Source organism: Pseudoalteromonas sp. SG43-6, from assembly GCF_014164365.1.
Lineage (GTDB): Bacteria > Pseudomonadota > Gammaproteobacteria > Enterobacterales > Alteromonadaceae > Pseudoalteromonas > Pseudoalteromonas rhizosphaerae.
On the sequence record NZ_JACJEZ010000061.1, the window covers coordinates 1 to 24,299 of the forward strand.

Here is a 24,299-nt window from a genome sequence, read left to right on the forward strand (position 1 = left end):
CGAAGCTATCAGCTCGAAGCTATCATCCTGAAGCTCGAATTTGGCCTCTTAGTTAAATGGATATTACTGCCCCCTCCCAAGGGGCAGTTTCAGGTTCGTTTCCTGCAGGGGTTACCAATTAAATCAAGGAGTTACAGTTTTATTTTGTTTTTAATGTTTTTCTGTCAAGCACAGATGTCGCTTGCTGCTGGCTGTGATTCTATTTAATCTACGGAGTAAATTTGATGATTACGCTCATACCAAATCATATAGAAATGGCCTTGGAGCTCTATCCCCCAAGCTCTTTTCTTATTACCAAGTCGAAACCTAAACAATGTATCAAATTGTTCTAAGTCTCGCTCTATCCAACGCTCTACGGCTTCATCACATAAATCACTGATATCATGGTCGTGATGCATTAAGTGCATTGTATCTGATGTCATAGCTTGGATTTCTTTCCAATCATGGCCTTCAAGAGAGTCTAAGCATTTAGCTATTTCGTTATTCCATTCATCACTGGCCCACCCCCTATCTTCACCCCATGACCATTGATCATATTTATCAGCGGCTCTCGCGCACCATGTCATTTTTAGACCAAACCTAGAGCCAGATTGGTTTATAATTGGTTGTTTCGGAGTTTCTAATTCTGAGATATTTGCATCTAGTTTAGGGTACTTATCCAAATCGGGCAGAAATTGTATTTTAGGGATTTGTTCTGGGTTATTTTCGATAAAGTCAGCTCTGAATTTTACTGACTTTTCTTGACGTTTTTTTTTCCGAGCGTCTTTCCGAGCTTCCCTCTCTAGTTTCTTTATCATAATAGTTAAAGCGCAGAGTAATATTCTTCCATAGAGCCTTTAGATATAGCCTCATTTGATGAGTCCATTGCATTTAGTCCAGCACGAGCATCCTTCCAAGGAGATTCTTTATGTGTCAAATTACTTAACCATTGAGCACTTTTATCACCATAAAACTTAAGGACAGAGTCAATAGTGTCAATTTGATCTTCAGTTAAGTTTTTGGGATCACCTTTAGAAAAAGTATCACTTTTAACTTTAAACATACCTCTATGCTGTTCGTAAACTGTTCGGAGTACTGGACCATTAGCCCATGCTTCAAAGTCTTCTGAAAAGAGCTCTTCCTCATCCCAAACCAGCGACCACGCTTGACTATAGTAAACTAGTTTTTGCAATTTCATTGCAGAAATTTCACCTAACTCTTTTAATATGTATTTTACTACATCAAATTCATTTGCCATTTTTTACTTCTCCATTTTTCAGACATTTTAGTTGATAGAGGCTAATTTGTATATGATTGTGTTTATGAGGGAATGGGCGCATATAATGATTTGTAAACGAGTACTCAGGTTTGAGCGTTTTAAGTTGAATTTTATCCCTTAGTACAGTTATTTACAGAACTCCAAGTAAGAGCCTTTTTGCCATTTAGGCAAATGGTAAGTTAAAGGTAATTTTTGGCTTTGTAATGGTGTTTGATATGAGCTAAAGCTTAGTGTAGAGCTTTAGCTATTTGAAATGTAGAATTTAACTGCAATTTTGTTTAAAAGTGATAGCTTTAGCTCTTATTGGGTAATGAAGAGCTTTAACTAATACGTTATAGCTTTAGGTTATGCTTTTTTACCTTCCATGAATAGTGCCTTGTGCGAATACCTTATATGAACGGCTTTACCAGCGAACCATAAGCCTTTTACTTTGAGTATCAGTTCACCATGGTAATAGCTTTGTAAGCACTCGCCCGTTTCCTCAACAATGTTTAAATTGGTGTGCAATCTGATAGGTCTATCTTTTATCAATTCATCAGCCTCAGGTGTTTGCTTACTGCATATTCACTGTAGTAGAGCGGGAGGACAATATACTCCTTTTCCAGTGGTGATGAGCCTTGCGTGCCTGTGAGTTTAATTGTTTTGATGGGCTGGCATTTATTTATGTACGATTGTAGTGATTTTGCTTTGGTGCGTTTACCACTTTTTACTTCGATAGGCAGTATGTTGCCTTCGTCATCAGAGACCACAAATTCGATCTCCGCTCTTGCATCTCCCCATGAATATGTTGGGTCAATACCTTGCGCAGCGAGCTCTTGTTGTACAAAGTTTTCGGCCACAAAGCCTTTGTATTCATAGCCTTGTTGTTTTATTTCTTTATACCCAATGTTTAGCATATGATTTAATAAGCCCACATCAAAAAGAAATAATTTAACGATATTGTCTTTTTTATATGCTGCTAATGGGCTTTTAGGTGTGCCGTCAATAGGGTGGTTTTTGAGTATCAAGCGGCACTTATTTAACCAAGAAATAGCGCTTTCAAAATCACTATAGCGAGATTTTTTATCGTGCATCCCTTTAAATTTAAAGCGATTAACCGATTCATCCATCACTGATGATAGCTGTGCTGGAACATTATTAAATACAGCCTCGATTAAACCTGCATCTACTTTTCCTGAGTATTTGCCGAAGTCTCGTTGATAGCCCAGTACTAAATTTTTATGAATGTCTGTTACAGCTTGAACGCGGTCAATGATACTGTGATCAGATAAATCGAACCATGTACTTACAGCCTCTGGCATACCACCCGTAAAGTAATAATCAGTGAGTTTTGAGAATAATTTACTATGTGCTGCACTTGAGTTTGTTTGTGCTGCAAATGCCTTAATTAGAGCGGTTTCTTTCGAGGCGATCAGAAACTCACGAAATGTGAGAGGGCGCAGATTATGTTGCTCCACTTTACCTACAGGAAAGGAGTTTAATAATCCGATATTAGAACCACTGGCGGCAATATGCATATGCGGCGCTTGTTCAGCAAAGTATTTGAGGGACGTGACTGCTTTAGGGCATTCGCCTATTTCATCAAGGATCAGTAGATCTGTATTAGGGTCAAACGTTTTTCCTGTAAGTAGCTCTATATTAGATAGTACGTTTTCGGGGGATAACGAATCTGCGAATGCTTCACTCATTTGCGGGGACTCTAAAAAATCGATTCGAATCACGTTTGCAAAGGTACTGCCTAATAGAGTTTGTAATAAATAAGTTTTACCTGTTTGGCGAGCGCCATCAATTAATAAGGGTTTTCGTGCTGGCTTAGATTTCCAATCTAATAACTTTTCTAAAATTAATCGTTGCATGGCAGGTCTCGTATTACTCACTAGATGATTAATTACACTTTATTGCGCGAATAAATGCAAGTTTTTACACTTTTACGCGCTAATAAATGTGTTTTTTCACACTTTCATGCGCGAATAAGTGTGGTTTCCTTGTATAAATTAAATTGACTACTATTTTAAACGGTGATGTTTTACTTTGTTGTGCAGTAGCTTTTAAGGGATAGCGAAGATATGGCAATGCCTATTTCAGTCGATAACGCTGAACATTATAACTGGGGGCATAAGGGTGATAATTGTGATGGTTGGCATTTAGTGAAGAGTAGTGCATTGAATGTGATCCAAGAGCGAGTGCCGACGGGGAGCAGTCGCATAAGCATGAGTTTGCAGAGCAGTTCTTTTTTGTACTTAATGGGCAGGCGACTTTGTTAGCGATATAAAACCCGCAACAAGGCCTACATGTGCCAGCGGGGTTAGTGCATTAGTTATGCAACTACGCTGCGGACGAGCTGGTTTTATTGTTACCTCAACGCCGCCAAGTCATGGTGATAAAGTTGTTACTAAGCAAGCCTTAATGAAATAAAAAGCCATTGGCTTAACAATGAAAAGGCTAGCGCCTTATCAACGCTCTTAAAGCTTATGTTGGTAAGGTTTCGTTATTAATGACGCTAGCTTTTACTGTCGTTATCATTTATTTTTTGAAAAATTATCTATGAATTTTTGAACATAAGGATCACAAGAGCCGTAACTTACAATAAATATATCAAGGTCTGCGTACTCGTATAGTTTCAAGGCGCGCTCAATGGCTTGTAAAATCCATTGTCTATCATTACCAAATACGCCACCACCAATAAGTGTTAGGTATACTTTATTGTTTCCAGTTTTTTGATAGTTCAAAATAGCAGAGCATATTGTTGCTTCGTAACAAGCCTCTAATATCAGTTTGGCAAAATTAGCCCATAACGTTGGAGGTATTTGTGAATATGCGACAGGAAGCGCTGAACAATAAACTTGGCTGACTGTTTGCTTTAGATCATTTAGTGTCACCTCTGTATCCCATTGGATGCCAATGCGTAACAAAGCTTTTAATTTGTCGAGTTCAGATTTAGTCGCAGAGTTAATTTTTTCATTTATTTCTATTAAACCTTCTTCAGATGCCAAAGCATAACCATTTTTCATTTGCCAAAGACGGTTATTTTTATTTCCTAATGCGGCACCAATGTCACTCAGGCAATCGATCTGATTATTAGCCGTTTGACCAATTTCACCATTTACGTTTGCAAAATAGTTTCGATAAATAGTTCCGGCACCTGCAGCTATAGCGCAAGCAGGTCCTTGAGTACGATCATACTCATAGCCATCGACACCGTGCTCAGGTGTAACATCAGGAGAAACCATTTCTAAGAGGTTGAATTGGGAGGCAACCTGGAATAATGCACCGACATTGTTCTTATCAGTATGAAGGTCTTGAACATTAGCAACGATTTCACGAATAGAGTTCTTTGTATCTAGCGCTTTATTATAATTAACGCGACTTCTTAATTTGGCTAATGATGGTGTTTCTAACAAGCCGCAATAATATTCCTTTGCATTAATATGAGATTTTAAAATATTACCGTTAACTGATAAATTTTTATGCACTTGTAACGGGGATTCTTCACTAAAGCCTGTCAGTTTTTCAAACCACATATAAAATTCCTTTTAGCTACTTGGCGAGCCTATAAAAAGGCTCGCTTTAATGTATTTTATTGAAATGCAGCCATAGCTGAATTCGTCTTTACTCAATTACTTACTATGCGCCAATATAGAGCTATTTATTAAAAACTAATGCTCTTGTAACATACGCTCAAATTCTGCCATCGCTAATTGCTCTGCTTCGTTACGGCTGGCAATCATTGTTTCAAAATCGGTTTCAATAGTTGCTAAAACAGCGGGCGGATTCATGCGTTTAATGCGTGAAAATTGCTCATCTTCAGTTTCATCGTAAGCGAGTATGGCAAGCGTGATTGAGTTTCGCTCTACACCTTCTGAAAATACACCTTCGTTATCTAAGCGAATTAACACGCGCTCTAAGGTTGATAACCATGCTTGCCAATATTTTTGGATTTCTTCATCACTGACTATTTCATAGCTATCGTCATTGTCGAGTGTTTGTAGAATTTCACTACTGTGTTCAAAATATTCTGAGTAATCTTCTAATGATGGAAAGTCACTGACGTTCCATTTAGCGAGTAAACGGTCATCTTCTTCGCAGTCATATTCGTCTTCAAATGTGCTTTGAAAATCAGTATGAGTATTGAACATAGGTAAAAATGAACAGCTACCAGAGTGATAAAAACCGATTACATAAATATCATCACCCAAGTCAGCTAAAATTTGCTTGAATGCTTTTTTACTATCTAAATATAACGCTTCTTCAAAAGTAGAAAAGTCAGTTCCCATGTAATCATTCCTTGTAAAAAATTAATAATTTGGCAGTTTATCATACGTAATAAAGCCAATTAATTAAATTAACTGGCTTTTTATTATTTATGCCCCTGGGCCACATTCCATACATTGGTTAATGATATCTGGGCCAAATTTCAGCTTAGCGTTTAAATCACGCAGTGCGGTACGTAGGCCTTCTTCTATCACTGGGTGATAAAATGGCATGTCGAGCATTTGTGGTACAGTCATTTTGTTTTGTACAGCCCATGCCAGTAGGTGGGCGATATGCTCAGCTTGTGGGCCAATAAACTCAGCACCTAAAAATAAGCCTGTGCCTTGCTCTGCGTATAAACGCATATGACCTTTGTTTTTCAACATTACGCGGCTGCGGCCTTGGTTTTCAAAGCTGACCTCGCCAATTTCAAAACAACCACACTCACCATAACGAGCCGTTATTTGCTTGTACGTTTCACCGACCATAGCAATTTGTGGGTCGCTGAAAACGGCTGCAATTGGCGCTCGGCGCAGGCCAATACGTACATCAGGGAAACGCCCCGCGTTTTGCCCTGCGATGGAGCCTTGGTCGCTCGCTTCATGCAGTAGTGGGATCATGTTACTGGCATCTCCGGCGATAAATATATTGGAGTCGCCACATTGCATTGTGTGTTTATCAGCGATTGGTACGCCACGTTCATCAAGCTCAATGCCAGTGTTTTCAAGACCGAGTTTGTCGGTGTTTGGTACGCGGCCCGTCGCGGCAAGTACGTAATCAAATTGCTCGGTTTGTTTTTGCCCGTTTTTGTCGACATAGGTAAGCTGCGCTTTATCGCCTACTTGTTTCATATCGGATACGTTTGAATCGGTATCGACAAAAAACTCTTCAGCAAATACAGTATTTGCGTAGTCTTTTATAACTGGGTCGGTAATTGGGCCAATCGCGCCACCCACACCAAATAGTTTTACCTTAACACCTAAGCGATGCAACGCTTGGCCAATTTCGAGGCCAATAACACCAGGGCCAAATACAGCAACTGACTCTGGCAAGTCTTGCCAATCGAAAACGTCATCGTTAATGATTAGTCTGTCGCCAAAGTTATTAAATACGCTAGGGTAAGCAGGTCGAGAGCCGGTAGCAATTACAAAGCGCTTAGCGGTAATAATTGTATGGTCGTCAATCTGTACGCGATTGGCATCTAAAAATTTTGCGTAGCCTACTATTTTATCATCAGTGGGTAGCTCATCCACGGCTTCTACTACAAAACCTACGAAGCGGTCGCGCTCATTGCGCACGCGCGCCATTACTTCAACACCGTTTATGGTTGGTTTTGAGCTGTGCACACCAAAGGCTGGCGCGGCTTCAATTGCATGGGCGGCTTCTGCGGCGGCAATAAGTAATTTACTTGGCATACAGCCAACTCGCGCACAGGTAGTACCGTATGGGCCTGCTTCAATCATTAATACGTTAGACGTGTGTTGTTTTGCATTGCGGTAAGCGCTTAAACCTGCGGTGCCAGCACCTATTACAACAACGTCGGTGTTTAGTTCTTTCATGGTGATGTCCTCAATACCAATTTTATTAAAAAACTGGTTTTTAAATTAGTTAATAAAATAGGTATTTAAAATGGGTATTTAAAAAGGGTATGGATAGGGGCATTGCTGCCCCTTATTATTTGCTTAAGGTATTTACTTAATTAAGCAAAGTATTTTTCTAAATCGTCAGAGCCACCAATGTGCTTACCGCCGATAAATACTTGTGGTACGGTCTCACGGCCTGAAATAGCTTTTAGGCTAGTCAGTGATGCGCCAGCACCCATAGTGATCTCTTCGTATACTAGGCCTTTCTCTGTTAATAATGCTTTCGCTTTTTTACAGAAAGGGCAGCCAGGTTTAGTGAAAATGCTCACCGGCTCTGGTTTAACTTGTTTAGGGTTGATGTAATCGAGCATAGTGTCTGCATCTGATACTTCAAACGGGTCGCCAGGTAAATCTGGTTCGATGAACATTTTTTCAATTACGCCATCTTTAACCAGCATAGAGTATCTCCAGCTGCGTTTGCCAAAACCTAAATCGTTTTTATCAACTAACATGCCCATGCCGTCAGTGAATTCGCCGTTACCGTCTGGTAATAAGGTAATGTTTTGTGCTTCTTGATGCTCAGCCCATGCATTCATTACAAAGGTATCGTTTACTGATAAACACACAATGTCGTCAACGCCGTTTTGTTTAAGTACACCAGCTAATTCGTTGTAGCGTGGTAAGTGAGTTGATGAACAGGTTGGTGTAAATGCACCGGGTAGTGAAAACACAACCACTGTTTTACCTTTAAAAATGTCATCGGTAGTTACTGATTTCCATTCGTCATTTTGACGTGTTGCAAATGTAACCTGTGGAATTGTTTGACCTTCAATATTCTTTAACATGTTTTTTAGTTCCTCTTGATTTGTTGATAGCCATTATGTCGTGAAAGTTATAATAGCTCCAATCGTTTGTTTATATTAGTATGATAGGTATTACCGATTAATTATGAGTTTGCAGTGAATTTAAAAGATCTTGAATACGTAAAAGCGATTGCGCACTTTAAGCATTTTCGTAAAGCCGCCGATGCATGTTTTGTCAGTCAACCCACTCTCAGTGGACAGGTTAAAAAACTTGAACAAGAGCTGGGTGTTACTTTATTTGACCGCTCTACTAAGCAGGTTACTTTAACGGCTCAAGGTGAACGTTTGTTGACACAGATCAAAGTGATCTTAGAGCAAACCCAAATATTAAAAGAGCTAGCAGCAACGTCATCGTCGCCACTACAAGGTAAAGTAAGAATAGGCATTATTCCAACGATTGCACCGTATTTATTACCTACCTTACTCACCTCGATGAAAGAAGCGTTTGCTGATAGCCAATTTGCTTTTGTTGAGATGCAAACCGCGACTATATTAAGCGCACTGGATAACGGTGAGTTAGATATCGCTATATTAGCAGATGTGCCTGAACTTAAACTTTATCATACAGTTAAATTGTATAAAGAAGACTTTTTGGTCGCTATGTCAGCGCAAAATAGTTTAGCAAAACGCAGTAAAATAGTGTTAGATGAGCTACAAGAGTGCAGTTTATTGATGCTCAGCGATGGTCATTGTTTTAAAGATCAAGCCCAGCAATTTTGTTTTGCCGCTGGGGTTGATGTGTCCAATGAGTACCGAGGTAATAGCTTAGAAACCTTATTAGCATTGGTGGCTATGGATGATGGGGTAACCTTCGTGCCTAAGCTTGCGTGCACAGAGCGCGCAGGTATTAGCTACTTGCCAATCTTCCCAACTCAACAGCGAAGTGTAGTGTTGACCTGTCGTAAACATTACCCGCATTTAGCGGGCATTGAATTACTTGCTAATTGGCTTATTGAGCACCCAAGCTTACACCAACAATTAACTAAGGCTCTAAATTAGTCAGTTCTACTACATCATTTATTTGAATATTAGGCAGTGGTTGTTGGTCAATACTGACGGCAACCGCACTTTGTTGATATACCTGCTCAACTTGTATTTGATTGAGCGTGGTGATCAGGTGTGGCATTTTATTTCCCGCTGCATCGGTTAAATAGTTATGATGTGCAATATTTAAGCGTTGGCCTTTTTCAATACCATGGGCTTTGCCTAAATTAATAATTAGCTTATTGTTTTCTATATGTAATATTTTACCTTGGGTTTCAAGGCAAGCCATTGCGGCTTGTAAGTCGTAACTAACGGTTTGGTTTATGTCGGCTATATTTTGGCCGTAATCTGAACTCCAAAATTTATCACTAAACACGTCAATAATTGCAGTTTTTTCAAATGGCCAGATAGCTTGACTGCGATAACTTTTTTGCCACATTCGCTCGTAAGTGGTGCCATCAAACAAGGCAAAATCTATTTTATATGAACGTTGGTAGGTTTCGTCCTGCCAAAAAGCATAACTGTTATTGAGTTTATCGCCATTTGAGATATCAACAATTTGACTTAACAATACATACTGAGAATTACTGCGGCTCGATATTTCTTCTAATAGGGCATTACTGTAATCGTATTGTTGATTAAAAAATTCGCCAACGCGGATCGGAAAATTAAAATAAGCCGTTGGTTTAGCATTCATAGCCGATTGATTTAACGTTTTGTAGAGTGCTTCGCTGGTGGCTTTATTAATGTCAAATATTTGACCCATCTTCGCTTGTTCGCGATTATTTAATTGTGTTTGGGTGATCGCAACAAATTTAGTAAATTGGTTCGCAGGGCAGTGTTCTTGTTGAGGGAAGATATCCAAGCGCAAAGTAATTGCAAATTGATCGGCTTTACGATCTTCGCTGATCATCTCTATCTTTTGAATTTCGCCATGGCTGTTTATTTTTAGCTGATCTTGGGTTAACACCCCATCTACTAAGGTCTGCATTGAGCTGACGCGTGCCCCTGAGAACACTAAAGCTTGGGTGATAGCATCTTTTATTGCCGCCGATTTTGCCGCACTGATATCATTATTTCTAATGCTTGCATGGCCGGTTGATTCATACCATTGGGCAACTGTATGGGAGGAGAATAGACTAATACTTAGCCAACTGCTGGCGATTACTACCATTGATAAAATTCGCTTCATTACCCTAACCCCATGAATATACATTTGCTACTAACAGTGACAGAGCAAGGACTGTACCAATTGTTTTGCAAGGTTGCTTTAAAACCGTCATAGCAGTTAATTATGGCATTGATCGTGCATTGATTTAGTTATTAATGACTCTTTTAAAGCGTGAGAGAAGCCATGCGTATTGTGATTTCAATTTGTATATTAGCAAGCTTAGGTCTAGCTGGCTGTAGCAGTATTTTTGATAAACATGTGGAATATAAGTATATTGAGCCAGATAACTACCCAATTCTAAAAGCCGTGGGTTATGCGCCGATCAGTGCGCAACCGGGTGATAACCAATCACAACGCTCATTAATGGCGATTAAAGCATCAAAACTAGAAGCGTATCGTGAGCTTGCAGAGCAAGTATATGGGCAAAAAATTACCGCAGGCACCACAGTGCAAGGCAGTATTGCACAAAACGATCACTTGCAAGGGCAAGTACAAGGGATTATTAAAGGCGCACAAGTAATTAAAACCTATGCCGTAGGTGATACCTATGCCACAGAGTTACAACTTGATATGAAGCGGGTGCATGACTTATACATAGGTGAAATTAAACCACGCGAAGTTAAAAAAGTAACTTATTACTAAAACGCTTGATCTAATAAATTCGTTGTTAGTTATGTTAGTAACTAACAAAATACACGCTAAAATATCTCACAGTGAATACTTCAGTGCTATGCTTTATTTAATGTTTTTTATTGAATAAAGCTTGTGGCACGTAAAAAAATAACTCGGTTTTTATTAATATACTTATGGTCGCGTCAGTGAGCGTTTTACACTTTGGCTGCGTGCTTTTGCGAAAGTTTAGTAACTGCCCGTTACTGCATTTTGCGCTATTGTTTATATTAGTTACCAGTGTGGTTTTTGCCGATCGTCTCCCCATCCAATTTAATGTCTTTTTAGAAAAAATGAACCTGCAATTTGGACCAACGCGCGTAGCGGTAGCACGTAATTGGCAAACGATGTTGGTTCAGTCACAGAATCAAACTGAGCAACAAAAAATCTTAATCGTAAATAATTTTTTTGCTCGCAACTTACGCTATCGTACTGATATTGAGCTATGGCAGCAAAATGATTACTGGGCAACGCCACTTGAAACATTAGGCAAAGGCCTTGGTGACTGCGAAGATTATGCGATTGCTAAATATATTAGTCTGCGAGTACTAGGCATTGAAGATGATAAGTTACGTTTGATCTACGTTAAAGCACAGATCGGCGGTCCTAACTCAAAACAAACTCAGGCGCATATGGTGTTGGGGTATTTTGTTACTCCTAATGCACAACCGCTGATATTAGATAGTTTAATAACAAAAGTACTGCCTGCCGCTAAACGCACCGATCTAAGCCCCGTTTTTAGTTTTAACAGCCAAGGCTTGTGGGCGAACAACTCAACCCAAAGTGTTGCCAATCCAACTGCTAGGTTATCTCGCTGGCGACGAATTATTGAACAAACACAACAAGAAGGAATTATCTGGTGATGTCATTTATGTCCTTATTTAAACGTGAAAGTAAGATCACTTTACGCCAAGAACTGTGGTTGGCTATTTTAGTGGTCATAATTATTGGTTTCGTCAGTAGTGTACTCATTAGTACGTATTCGGCTAAACAGTATTTTTCTTCTCAGTTGTATTTAAAAAATATTGATAATGCTAATGGCTTGGCTTTAATGCTCAGTCAGCTGCATAAAGATCATGTTGAATTAGAGCTACTTATTTCTGCTACTTTTGATACAGGGCACTACCAACGTATTGAATTGCAGGACCCGCAAGGTGAACCGATCGTAAAACGAGTATTTAGTGGTGAATTTGATACATCGGCGCCACTTTGGTTTCATCATCTTTATCAATTACATGTGATGCCAGGCGTTGCGCAAGTGAGCGATGGCTGGCAGCAGTTTGGTACTTTATATGTAGAAAGCCATAGTCAATACACAGAGCAAGCGCTATGGGAGAGCGCGATTCGATTATTCTGGAGTTTTTTTATGGTGGCGATTACCGCATGTATAGCGAGTGCTCATTTTTTAAGTCGAATTTTACGCCCGTTAGATGATGTTGTGCAGCAAGCAAATGCGCTAGGTGATAAACGTTTTATTAAATCTAAAGTACCAAAAACGTATGAATTTGCTCGGTTAGTTAGTTCGATGAATCTTCTGTCAACGCGCTTTAGTCGTATTATTAAAGAAGATAATAAACGCTTAGAGGAGTTTCGTTTTAAAAGCCAGCACGATGAATTAACTGGCTTGGCGAATCGAGAGTATTTTTGTGCCACTTTAGAAGCACAATTGGAGCAATCAAAAGAACATGCTCATGGCGCGTTATTTTTATTTCGTATTGTCAATCTTGACCTGATCAGTGAGCAAATCAATCGTGTTGAGATGGTGGCTTTTTTACGTCGCTTTACACAAACATTGGTCGCTTTTTTAGAAGCCAATGAAGATCGTTTTTCAGCAAGTCATATTGCCCGTATGTCTCATAGCGATTTTGCGGTATTGGTAAATGACACTGATGATATCGAAAGTCTGAGTTCGAAGGTACTTAAGCAACATGCAGTATTACTGGCAGAATACAGTCATATTGGTTTAACTATCCCACACAGTTGTAGTTATATAGATCGTGAAGATAGCCGTTTTACATTATTAAAACGGGTCGATAATTTATTAAAAGCCGCCGTGGCAGAGCCGACAATACAGGTTCAAATTAATAATAATAAGCAGCGCAATGAATTATTTTCTGACGCTGCTAGTTGGCGTGAGGCGATTGAGCGCGCGTTAGATAATAATGATTTAGATGTGTTGCTTTATCCGGTTAAATCTTTTTCGGGTAAGTTATTACAAAACCAAGTGAGCTTGAGTTTATTGCTCAATGGTGAACTTTATCGCAGTGGTTATTATTGGCAATGGGCAAAACGATTGAAGTTACTTGCTCGATTAGACTGGGGCTTGATCAAATATCTGGTACAAACATTTGAAGCGCGAGAGGATTTAAAACTTATATCGGTGGAATTATCACAAGAAACATTATTAGATGATGCCGCGCTTGCTGCGATATTGACTTATTTATTGGCGTTTCCAAAATTAGCAGCGCATATTTGTTTTGATATACGTGAAAGTTTAGCTGTTGCTGAATTGACTATTTTTAAAGATTTTTGTATGCAAGTGAAAAGTATGGGAGCAAAAGTGGCACTGAAACGGGTCGGGCCAGCTTTCACTAAAATAGATAAAATTCATGAGTTAGGTCTTGAAATGATTAAAATTGATAGTATTTACGGACACAATATTAGTTACAGCCAAGATAATCAGACTTTTTTAAGAGGAGTGTGCGCACTAGCTCATTCAATTGGTATAAAAGTCATTGCTGAGGGCGTTAATAACCCCGAAGATCAGGTGACATTACAAGGGCTAGGATTCGATGGCATAGTATCGCAACCAGTTGATGATGAAGTAAAAGCAAGCGCGGAAGAATAAAATATAGGGTTGTGTATTCTGCCCAAGGTAGACTCTAATCTACGGACATAGTATTGCGTTTGTACTCTGGTTCTTAATGTAGAAAAATGCGGTTGATTTATAACATTACGGAAGATGCACAAGTATTAGAAATTGAATTCTCAATTTTTTAACTTCCTTTTACTGCGAGCATCAATTGCATACGGTCACGAACTTTGAGCTTGTTAAAAATCGAGCTCATATGTTCTTTAACGGTACGTTCGGTAATGTTTAATTGCTTTGCAACCATTTTATTACTGGCACCTGTGACAACAATATCGACCACTTGGTGTTCGCGTTTGGTTAATAGTGTTAGATCACAAGCATGCTGATAACTGATTGACTGCTTTGAGAGCACGCCGACTAAATTTGATAGCAACTGACCCGGTAACCAGATGCCGCCACTGATAACGGTTTCTGCCACTTGCTCTATAATTACCTTACTGGCAAATGCTTCAACATAACCGCGAGCTCCCACTTGCAGCGCAGCGCAGAGTTCTGCCATGTTTAACTCTTTGCTCATCACAATCACTGGAATGCGATTTTTACTGTACCTTTGTACTACGCTAAGCCAATCAGGACTGCCAGCTAAGATCCATAAAATAGTATCTGCTGTAATATTGTGTGGTTGTTGCTGTCGTATTTCACATTCAGGGTAGGCTGCTTGCCAGTGAGGTGAAATAAACTTAGCTTCGGTGATAAAGACACTTTGGCGCATTATAGTTCCATATTAAAAATGTAAGAATAATATTAATTAACGCTCAGTCATTGCTAATGAGGTTGCTCGTAATACCGGTTTAAGCAAGTACTCCAACACGGTTTTTTTACCAGTAATAATATCTACCTGAGTTGTCATTCCTGGAATAATTGTTAGGTTTTCGGCAAAGTGGCTTTTGTCCGTTTTCAGCTGTACTAAATAAAACGTGTTGTCTCGCTCATCAGTAATCGTGTCGGCACTAATTTGTATAACTTCGGCGCTTAGTCCGCCGTATATCGCAAAATCGTAAGCACTAAATTTGATCATTGCAGCTTGTCCCGGACGTAAAAAAGCAATGTCTTTCGGAGGGATTTTGGCCTCTACAATCAGTTGGTCATCCAGCGGTATTATTTCAAGTACATCACTACCAGGTTGTAAAATGCCACCGACGGTATTGACCATCAGGCGTTGCACAGTGCCATTAACCGGAGAGCGAATTTCAGTTTGGGTGACTTTATCTGCTAAACCAGATTCGGTTTCTTTAATTGCATCTAGGCGCAGCCGTGCTTCAGAAAGCTCATTATTCCAACGGTTTATCATAGATAATTCGACTTCGTTTACTTTATTCTTCGCTTCATTAATAGCAGAAAGGCTACGATTAATAACAGCCTTAGTGCGGTTTATCTCACCATTTAAATCAACAGCTTGGCGTTCTAAACGAATAATATCGATATCAGATACTGCGCCTGAGCGTAGTAATGGGCGGGTTACTTGTAGTTCGCGGTTTATTAATCGTAAGGCATTGCTATGCTGTTGCAGGGCTGCTTGTGCTTCGATATGATCTTGACGGCGTTGTTCTAATTGGCGTTTATGAATTGCGACTTGTTGTTCAAGCTCTTGGTTATTACTGGTGTAAAGTGCTTGTTCGTGCATCACGACTCCCGGCGCATCAGCAGTGAGTTTAGTCTCAAAAATTAACGGTTGTTTTTTAGTCTGAGCTTCAAGACGCGCTACTTTGGCACTGAGTGACAACACTTTTGACTGGTTTTCTCTAAAGTTCGAAATATATCTGGTAGGGTCTATTTTTATTAATACATCGCCAGCATTGACGATTTGCCCTTCGCGGACATTAATTTGCTCTACCATGCCGCCATCGTAGGATTGGATCAGTTGCAATTTATTTGATGGGATCACTCGGCCTTCACCACGAGCAACTTCATCTAGGTTTGCAAATGCAGACCAAACAACCAGCAACACCATACTTAAACAAATTAAATATAGCAGTAACTTGGCACTGGCTGGTTGCTGTTGCATTTTTTCCCATTGTGCATCGACCACCCAATCTTGGCTATTAGGTGGGGATAACCAGCCTTTAAATAAGTTATTAAATATTGATGGCTTTTGCCCTTTACTGGCCTCAATGGCACGTCCGACTGATTCAAATGAACGTTGCTCTAACGTGAGTTTGCTTTTATTCATGAAGTACGCTCCACAGCCGGGTTATTCAAAGAGGCGATCACTTGTGCTTTGGGACCATCAGCGATAATTTTGCCATTATCAATTACGATAATACGATCGACTAACTCAAGTAATGAGGTTCTGTGAGTAACAACAAGTAAGGTTTTATCTTGGCTGTGTTGTTTTAAATTGGCGATGATTTTGGCTTCGCTATTATGATCCAGTGCTGAGGTTGGTTCATCGAGAATGAGTATGGGTGGATCATTGATCAATGCTCGAGCCATTCCCACAGCTTGGCGTTGTCCACCAGAAAGTAAGCGACCTTGTTCGCCAACTTGTAGGTCAAAGCCATCAGGATGAGAGTTTATAAGATCGAATAATTGGCTACGCTCGCAAGCACTAATAATTTGTTCATCTTTGGCGTGCCATGCACTTAAGGTGATGTTGTCTTTGAGGGTGCCAAAAAATAGTGAGATAGTTTGTGGAACATAACCAATGTTATGGCGTAATTCTGCGGGATCTATTTGGTGAATATCGGTGTTATCAATTAAAATTGATCCTGAATTTGGCTCATGCAGCCCTAGGATTAACTTCTCTAGGGTGCTTTTTCCTGAGCCATTACGTCCTAGGATAGCCACTTTTTCACCGGCTTTGATTTTAAATGATACACCTGATAATGCTTCGTTACTGTCATCAGCATATTTAAAGTGCACATCATGAAACTCTATATCACCACGTAAAACGGGGTGACTTAACCAATGCTTTCCTGCAGGACGCTCAATTTCTTTTTCCATTATTTCATTGAGTGAATGCATGGCAATAGCGGCATGGTGAAATTGTGCTAACACAGCGGCAGATTGACCGATTGGCCCCATAGTGCGTGAAGATAATAAATAGGCGGCGATCAAGCCTCCTTGGGTTAAATCACCAGCAATAACTAAGTGCACCCCAATAATCATAATTATCACGCCAACACATTGTTGTAGCCAAGTGGCTGAGTTAGCAATTGAACCGGAGATCAGCCGGCTCTGTGCATTAACCCGAGCAATATAAATGGTTGATTTTTCCCATGCAGCCTGGGTTTTACATTCACTATGAAAGCTTTTAACGTCCTCGATATTGGTGAGACTCTCTACTAAAATAGCATTACGCATTGAACTGGCTTTCATTGTTTGCTCTGATAGCGCTTCTAATTTACGGTGGGCGGCTAAGGCATAGCATAGTAGCAACAGTGCTCCGACAATGATCGGGATACTAAGCTGTACGCCAATGATAGCAATCACGGTGAGGTATAAAAGTACAAAGGGTAAATCAACCAAAGCGATAAGCGTGATTGAGCTGAAAAATCCTCGCACAGCTTCAAATGACTGGATATTGCTGGCAAATGAGCCCGCTGATGTAGGGCGGTTTTTTAACTGCATACCCAGTACTCGCTCCATAATAACTGCGGAGACTTTTACGTCGATACGACTTGCTGCGAGTTCGACAAAATAGCTGCGTACTAACCTTAAAATGAAGTCGGCGGTCAGCGCGATTAATACGCCAATGGCTAATACCCATAGTGTTTCAACAGCTTGATTTGGTACCACTCGATCATACACGTTCATAACAAATAATGGCATCGCAATTGAAAGTACGCCTAGTGCAATGGCTGAAATAATCACGTCTTTATACAAGGATCGACATTCTTTTATCACGCCCCAAAACCAGCCGTCTTTAGATAGTTTTTGCAGCACTGGCGAGCGGGCATCAAAGGTGAATTCAGGACGTGTATAAATAACAATATCAGTGGCATTTTTGCTCAGATCTGTAATTTGTAAGGTTACTGCCGAATCGCTGAGTTCAGGGTAAATAACTTCTACGGTGTGTAATTGCAGATCCAGTGCAGTGATCACACAGGCTTGATTATTTTCTAGTAGTAAAATAGCGGGTAATAATGCCGTATTGATTTTAATAAGTTGTTTATTTACAACTTTAGTTTTAAAACCAATGCGTTTTGCAGCCCTTGAAAAACCAGAAGGAGTAAGATTACCTTGCTCAAGAGGAAGTCCATTTAGCAAGGTTTCGCGGGAAAATTCACGATCATGGTAGTGGCATAAAATTGCTAAGCAGTCGACTAAAATACCACCATGACCGATTTCATCATCTATTTCCATATAGCTTCCAATATCACTTTATATTGTTTAACTAGTTCAGATTAATAACTTGCCGCAACAAAGCTATTGCCAGTTTCTGTGTCTGTGATCACAGCTTCAATACGGCGGTTAGCGGCGTTAGCTCGAACAGAGATCTCATTAATTCTTGGTTTATCTACTCCATAACCGAGTGACTTAACCCGTTTAGGGGCAACACCGTATTGCTGAATTAAAATTTCAGCCACGGAGAATGCTCGTTTTTCTGATAGTTTTTTATTGTAAAGAGCAGGCCCTTCGAGTGAAGCATGCCCTTGTATTTCAACATTTTTAGATGGGTGTGATTTTAAAAAATCAGCGAGGCGTGCGATTTCTTGCAAATACTCAGGGCGCACAACACTTGAATCAGCCACGAACGGAATACCGATCTCGACGTTACTAGTATTACTGTTGTATTTAGTGCAGCCTTTTTCATCTACCTCAGTCAAGGTTGGGGTCGAAGGGCAATCATCTTGTTCGTTGGCAACACCGTCATTATCATCATCACTAAATGTACTGCTATTTAAGGTCGGTGCATTGAGATAACTGGGCATCGCAGTCATGCTCATATAGGCGTTATCTTGTTGGGCTTTTTTTTGCAAAAATGCTTGCCGATTGATTGTTGCTGCAACATCGTATTTAGGGCAGATAAACTCGGCATTATGGGCAATAGTATCATCTGTTAATTCAGTGATTTTCGGGAATTTGTCTGAGCTTACATTAAGTGTCGGAAGTAGTTTTCCCATTTCTGCTAGCATCGCTAATATGGCACTTTGACGTTCATAAAGTGCTGCTGTATAGGAACGGTTTGACTGGAATGACTCGTTTTCTGCATCCAACACATCTAATAACGTGCGTTGACCAATATCAAATTGATCTTTATAGGCAACTTTTACTTTGTCTGATGAGCGGCGATGCTGGTCAAGGGCTGGTAATTTACTTTCAAGTACTTTGACATTGTTATAAGCAACTTGCAGATTTTGACGAATTTCGATACAGGATTGATCTCGCTGGTATTTTGCAATATTAACTTCTTGATAAGCTTGTTCTAAATTAGCGCTATCGAGGCCCCCGTTATAGAGATTGTAACGTACATCAATCCCAACCCGGGCTTCGGTACGGGTTTGATTAAAACCAAGTTCATCGCGATCTTGGGAGCCATATCGGGCGGATAAATCAACCTTTGGATGAAAGGCGGATTTCTGCGATTGGGCATTTGCTTGCTGCGCTTCAATATTGTAGAGCGATGCATAAAAATTTGGGCTGTTTTTATAGGCAATATCAAGAGCTTGATTAATCGAAATGGGGATGCTGTCTTCATTTAATTTTGCAGCCACGGTGCCTTGCTGAGGAAGTTCGCCGACTATGCGTAAGTAGCGTGCGCTAACATCATGGAGATTTGCGTATTCAGTCATTACATTTGATTGTGCAAGTGATAGGCGGCCGCTGATCTGTTCAAGATCGGCAGCTCTTGCAACTCCAGCACCAACACTTTGCTCAATTTGCTGATAAACCGATTCATGCTCTTGAAGATTTTTTTGTGCCAGCTCAACTAACGTGGTGAACTTCTGTACATCAAGGTAGGCAACGCTTGCTTGCAGGGCGGTTTGCTCTGCTTGGGAGAGCATTTCAAAATAGCGAATGAGCTGAATTCGCTCAAAGCGTTTAACTGTATTAGATGTTTGGAAACCATCATAGAGCATTTGTCGTAATGTTAACTCTGCCGTATTTCGATTGTATTCATCTTCTACGCCGTAGTTGCGCTTTTCATAGCCGGCACTGATTGATGCGTCTAGGGTCGGTAAATACCCAGATTGTGCTGCGTCAATGCCATAAACAGATGCTTTAAAAGCATGCCAAGCTTGCTGAACTTCTGGGTTGCTCGCAATCGCTTTGTCGGCTACATAAGTTAAAGGCATGATCGAAGTTTGTTCTGCATAAAGATTGGGGGTAAATCCATTTGCAGCTAAAACCAAACCAATTAGAGTTGTAAATCTAGTACCGGTAAAGTTAGTTTTCTTAGCCATTTCGTCCTCTTAGATCCAAATTTATGGGCAATTAAATTTAGTTTTAGACAACGAAATCAATTTGTGCAAATAGAACTTTGATAAAGCACAAAAATTAATTTCTACCAGTTTTTTAATCTTTTAATACAATTTTAAAAATTCAAAACCTGTACTTTAGTCCAGTATCCTTTTGGCTGTGATGTCCTAAATTTGAGTAATACAAAGGTATAACTCTTGATTAAAGGCAGCAAAATGGACGCAAATCAATTACTGATCATAGACATTCAAGGCTCAGCTGGGATTGTTTTAGAAGATGGTTCAATTCGGGCATTATCGTTGGGGGACGCGCTGACGGTTGGTGATGTTATTATCACTGCTGAGAACTCCTCGGTTATGATCGATATCAAAGGTATGTCTCTGTCTATTCCTGCCAATCAACGGGTAAGAATCACCCCCGACCTTGTTGCCGAAACGACCCGCGATAGCTCAGAAACAACAATTTTTGATGATAGTATTGATGATGCCATTGCTAGCTTAAACCAACCGAATACTGCAGATGAGGCATCCTCCTCTCCTTTAAGTGAAGATGTCAGTGATTTTTTGAGTGCCCTTGAAAGTGGTGGTGATTTACTGGATACATTAGAAGCAACTGCCGCTGGTGGTAATGCTGCAACAGGTTCTGGTGGAGGTACTTCCTTTGTGGAACTTGCACGTATCGCTGAGGGTATTGATCCAAGTAGTTTATCTTTTGATGATAGTTTTACAGCTAACAATGATGGCATTTTTTCTCTTCGTGATACGACCGATGGGGTGGTGCCCGAAACCGCGTTAATTGGTAGTTTAGAGTTAAATGACATTGGCTTAATTAATAACCCGCAACCGATTATTTCAGGTGCATCGACTAATTTAGTGGGTCAAACAGTATTAATTACAATCACCGATGCTTTGGGTAATGTACAAACGATTGATGTTGTTGTGCAACCTGACGGCACCTTCACCTCACCGGAATTAGAACCATTACCAGATGGCCCAATTGTTGTTGAAGTTACAGCAACAGGCCCAGATGGCAATCCAATTTCAGATAACATTGCTGCCGATATTGATACCACAGCACCGCTTGTGAGTATTGATACACTTGCTGATTCGACATCGCCAGTGGTAGTAATTACAGGCTCCGTAGTCGGGCTGGTGGCCGGTGATGATGTAACGCTTACGGTGACTGATAGCAGTGGGCAAGTGCAAACGTTTGTGACGCAAATTGATGAGCAAGGTAATTGGAGTGTTACCACCGCAGCTTTGGCTGAAGGTCCTTATGGTGTTCAAGCAAATGCGGTTGATGAAGCTGGTAACCAAGGTAATGCACAAACTACAGCCATTATAAATCTAACCGCGCCAGTAATTGTGATTGATGCAATTGCTGATACCAATGACGTGACTCCTACATTGACGGGGTCGGTAAATGGTGTAGCTACGGGTACGCTTGTATCAATAACCGTTGTAGCTAGTGACGGCGTTGCGCAAGCTTTAACTGCTTCGGTTACAGCTGATGGCAGTTGGTCTGTAGAGGTTGTTGATGCACTGGCTGAAGGTCAATTTACAGTGACAGCCAGCGTCGCTGATAGCGCTGGTAATCAAGCCGAAGATAGTGCAGCTGGTGTAGTAGATTTAACCAGTCCAGTCATCTCGATTGATCAATTGAACGATAGCAATGACACAACACCATTAATATCAGGCTCAGTATTAGATGTGCCGCCAGGTACAACAGTGACTCTGTTAGTTACAGGCAGTGATGGGCAACAGCAAACGCTGACGGCTACAACCGACGGCAATGGCAATTGGCAAGTTGACGTTATTAATGCATTGGTGGAGGGCGATTATACAGTACAAGCCACCGTTTCGGATCCAGCTGGTAATAGCAGCTCAGCGTCGGCAGTGGGTACTATAGATTTAACTGCCCCACTGATCAATATCGATCCATTAGTAGATAGTAATGATCAACAACCGACGATTTCAGGTATTACCCAAGGGTTGGCTGCCGGAAGCCAAGTAACAGTCACCATTGTAGATAGTAACGGTCAGCAACAAACGGTTATCACACAAATAAATGCCAGTGGAGTTTGGAGCATAGCAGTGGCCAGTGCTTTAGCCGAAGGGCCATATACGGTGACAGCCACAACGCAAGATACAGCAGGAAACACAGCCCAAGATACCGAAACAGGGCTAATTGATTTGACTGCTCCGACCATCAGTATTGACTCATTTGCTGATTCTAATGATGTGACTCCGATTATCTCAGGTGTAGTCTCGGGTGTTGAAGCAGGTACTTTAGTTACTGTGATTTTGGTTGATAGTGCAGGCACAGTGCAAACTGTAACCACTACAGTGAATGCTGATGGTAGTTGGCAAGTTGGCACTAACCAAGCAATTTCCGAAGGTGAGTTTTCTATTACTGCGTCAGTAACAGATACCGCGGGTAATCAAGCAACTGATGTTGCGCAAGGCCTAATTGATCTTACTGCACCGACTATTAATTTAGAGCCATTGGCAAATACGGCTGATGATACGCCGGTTATTTCGGGTCAAGTCAGCGGTGTGGCAGTTGGTACTATGGTTACTATTGTTGTAACCGATGCAAATGGTTTGCAACAAACATTAATGACCAGCGTGCTTGCCGATGGAGGTTTTGCTATCGAAGTTGACAGCGCACTCGCGCAAGGGAGCTATAGCGTTACTGCATCAGTGACAGATAATGCTGGCAATCAAGCTTCAGATACTCAAACCGGTCTTATTGATTCGAGTTTACTATCAGTGACAATTGATGTGATTGGAGAAACAAACGACACGACTCCAAGCATTTCAGGAACTAGTCTTAATGCTGTTGCAGGTGATACTGTCAGTGTGTTGATAACTGGTTTTGATGGTCAAACGCAATTATTAACGACACAAGTAGACAATAATGGTGATTGGAGTGTTACACCAACAATTGCATTAGTTGAGGGTGGATTTAGCGTTAATGCCACATTAACAGACAGCTTAGGCAATATCGTGTCTGATAATGCAACGGGTATAATTGACACTACCGCTCCCATATTAACGATTGATAATTTAGATACAGTTAGCGATAGTACGCCGATCATTAGTGGTCAAACTGATGAACCAGCGGGCAGTGTTGTGAGCTTAGTTGTTACCGATGGTGTAAATTCACAAAACTTAACCGCGATAGTAAATACCGATGGCAGTTGGTCAGTAGAAGTACCTATTGCATTACAAAACGGCGCCATTAATGTCGATGCGAGCATAACGGATACTGCAGGTAATCAAGCAACGGCCTCTGATACCTTTATTTTAAATGGTAACGCACCAAGTATTAGTATCGATACGGTTGCTGATGGCAATGATGTAACACCAACCATTAGTGGTACGTCTGATGCCCCTGACGGTACACTTATCACCGTGGTAATTACTGATAGTAATAATAATAGCCAAACTCTGAACACAACCGTCATAGCAGGTGTGTGGAGTGTAGATGCACAAGATACGCTTGCCGAAGGTGAATTTACGGTTAATGCAAGTATCACTGTAAATGGCTTAACAAGTGATGCTCAGGCAACGGGGATCATTGACACACTTGCACCGACTTTTGATATTGTTCCACTTGCTGCAACGAACGATACCACGCCAACCATCACCGGTAGCAGTGATGAAATCGGTGGCATCGTCAGTGTGATTGTCACTGATGCGACGGGGGCAGTACAAACCTTAATCGCGACAGTGCTTGCAGATGGTACGTGGTCGGTGGATATACCGACGCCGCTTGCAGAGGGCGCATTCCAAGTGGATGGCAGCGTGACCGATGTGGCAGGTAATACCGCCAGCGACACTGAAAACGGTGGAGTAATTGACACCCAAGCGCCTACTTTTGATATTGATCCGCTTGCTGCAACGAGCGACAGCACGCCTACCATCACTGGTAGCAGTGATGAAATTGGCGGTCTCGTCAGCGTGATTGTCACTGATGCCACTGGCGCTGTGCAAACCTTAACCGCGACGGTACTGGCAGATGGTACGTGGTCGGTGGATGTACCGACCCCACTTGCAGAGGGCACATTCCAAGTGGATGGCAGTGTCACTGATGCGGCAGGTAATACCGCGTCTGATACTGAAAACGGCGGAGTAATTGACACTCAAGCGCCTACTTTTGATATTGATCCGTTGGCTGCGACGAACGACAGCACCCCAACCATCACCGGTAGCAGTGATGAAATTGGCGGGCTGGTGAGCATTACGGTCACCGATGCCAATGGCGATATACAAACCTTAAC

17 protein-coding genes and 1 tRNA gene are annotated in these 24,299 nt (G+C 41.0%); 6 read left to right on the forward strand and 12 right to left on the reverse strand.

The window, feature by feature from the left end; translation table 11 throughout:
- The first annotated feature begins 42 nt into the window (after positions 1-42).
- Positions 43-117 (forward strand) — tRNA-Gly (locus tag H5201_RS19580).
- Between the two features lie 86 nt (positions 118-203).
- Here H5201_RS19580 and H5201_RS19585 read toward each other — a convergent pair.
- The 7 genes from H5201_RS19585 to H5201_RS19615 all read right to left on the reverse strand — a co-directional run bounded on the left by H5201_RS19585 (position 204) and on the right by H5201_RS19615 (position 7,937).
- Positions 204-566, reverse strand: coding sequence for a hypothetical protein (locus H5201_RS19585; protein WP_182759159.1), 363 nt, complete (start codon positions 564-566; stop codon positions 204-206).
- A 236-nt stretch (positions 567-802) separates the two neighbouring features.
- Positions 803-1,237: a Panacea domain-containing protein gene (locus H5201_RS19590; protein ID WP_182759160.1), complete on the reverse strand. Its 435-nt coding sequence runs from the start codon at positions 1,235-1,237 to the stop codon at positions 803-805.
- Between the two features lie 548 nt (positions 1,238-1,785).
- Complete coding sequence (locus H5201_RS19595; RefSeq protein ID WP_182719458.1) at positions 1,786-3,114, reverse strand: ATP-binding protein; 1,329 nt, start codon at positions 3,112-3,114, stop codon at positions 1,786-1,788.
- A 663-nt stretch (positions 3,115-3,777) separates the two neighbouring features.
- Positions 3,778-4,779: a hypothetical protein gene (locus H5201_RS19600; protein WP_182785232.1), complete on the reverse strand. Its 1,002-nt coding sequence runs from the start codon at positions 4,777-4,779 to the stop codon at positions 3,778-3,780.
- Positions 4,780-4,914: 135 nt separating this feature from the next.
- Entirely contained in the window at positions 4,915-5,532 is a 618-nt protein-coding gene (locus tag H5201_RS19605; protein WP_182785233.1) for a DUF4303 domain-containing protein, read from the reverse strand.
- An 87-nt stretch (positions 5,533-5,619) separates the two neighbouring features.
- Entirely contained in the window at positions 5,620-7,068 is a 1,449-nt protein-coding gene (locus H5201_RS19610) for a dihydrolipoyl dehydrogenase (protein ID WP_182719455.1), read from the reverse strand.
- 140 nt (positions 7,069-7,208) lie between these two features.
- Entirely contained in the window at positions 7,209-7,937 is a 729-nt protein-coding gene (locus H5201_RS19615; RefSeq protein WP_145239576.1) for a glutathione peroxidase, read from the reverse strand.
- Between the two features lie 114 nt (positions 7,938-8,051).
- Here H5201_RS19615 and H5201_RS19620 point away from each other — a divergent pair, with 114 nt between their 5' ends.
- Entirely contained in the window at positions 8,052-8,954 is a 903-nt protein-coding gene (locus H5201_RS19620) for a LysR substrate-binding domain-containing protein (RefSeq protein ID WP_182719454.1), read from the forward strand.
- Here the strand turns inward: H5201_RS19620 and H5201_RS19625 are convergent.
- Positions 8,938-10,131 (reverse strand): flagellar assembly protein FlgT, encoded by a 1,194-nt coding sequence (locus H5201_RS19625; protein WP_182719453.1) that lies wholly within the window; start codon positions 10,129-10,131, stop codon positions 8,938-8,940. The genes H5201_RS19620 and H5201_RS19625 overlap by 17 nt on opposite strands.
- A 162-nt stretch (positions 10,132-10,293) precedes the next feature.
- Between H5201_RS19625 and H5201_RS19630 the strand changes: the two genes are divergently transcribed.
- The 3 genes from H5201_RS19630 to H5201_RS19640 all read left to right on the forward strand — a co-directional run bounded on the left by H5201_RS19630 (position 10,294) and on the right by H5201_RS19640 (position 13,627).
- Positions 10,294-10,752, forward strand: coding sequence for an LPP20 family lipoprotein (locus H5201_RS19630; RefSeq protein WP_145239567.1), 459 nt, complete (start codon positions 10,294-10,296; stop codon positions 10,750-10,752).
- A 176-nt stretch (positions 10,753-10,928) separates the two neighbouring features.
- Complete coding sequence (locus H5201_RS19635) at positions 10,929-11,642, forward strand: transglutaminase-like cysteine peptidase (protein WP_310736626.1); 714 nt, start codon at positions 10,929-10,931, stop codon at positions 11,640-11,642.
- A complete protein-coding gene (locus H5201_RS19640; RefSeq protein ID WP_220497191.1) occupies positions 11,642-13,627 on the forward strand; it encodes a LapD/MoxY N-terminal periplasmic domain-containing protein in 1,986 nt (661 codons plus the stop codon). Before H5201_RS19635 ends, H5201_RS19640 begins: the two co-directional genes overlap by 1 nt.
- A gap of 148 nt (positions 13,628-13,775) precedes the next feature.
- Here the strand turns inward: H5201_RS19640 and H5201_RS19645 are convergent, their stop codons facing one another.
- From H5201_RS19645 to H5201_RS19660, 4 genes are read right to left on the reverse strand one after another with little or no spacing between them, the layout of a single operon-like run.
- The gene (locus H5201_RS19645) at positions 13,776-14,363 is read right to left on the reverse strand and encodes a response regulator transcription factor (RefSeq protein ID WP_182719450.1); all 588 of its coding nucleotides are present in this window, start codon (positions 14,361-14,363) and stop codon (positions 13,776-13,778) included.
- A 36-nt stretch (positions 14,364-14,399) separates the two neighbouring features.
- On the reverse strand, positions 14,400-15,821 hold the full coding sequence (locus H5201_RS19650; RefSeq protein ID WP_182719449.1) for an HlyD family type I secretion periplasmic adaptor subunit: 1,422 nt from the start codon (positions 15,819-15,821) through the stop codon (positions 14,400-14,402).
- On the reverse strand, positions 15,818-17,956 hold the full coding sequence (locus H5201_RS19655) for a type I secretion system permease/ATPase (protein ID WP_182785235.1): 2,139 nt from the start codon (positions 17,954-17,956) through the stop codon (positions 15,818-15,820). Before H5201_RS19655 ends, H5201_RS19650 begins: the two co-directional genes overlap by 4 nt.
- A gap of 41 nt (positions 17,957-17,997) precedes the next feature.
- Positions 17,998-19,998, reverse strand: a complete 2,001-nt coding sequence (locus H5201_RS19660; RefSeq protein ID WP_182740705.1) for a TolC family outer membrane protein — start codon at positions 19,996-19,998, stop codon at positions 17,998-18,000.
- Positions 19,999-20,229: 231 nt separating this feature from the next.
- Here H5201_RS19660 and H5201_RS19665 point away from each other — a divergent pair.
- On the forward strand, positions 20,230-24,299 hold a 4,070-nt coding region (locus H5201_RS19665; RefSeq protein ID WP_182785236.1), incomplete at its 3' end, for a retention module-containing protein.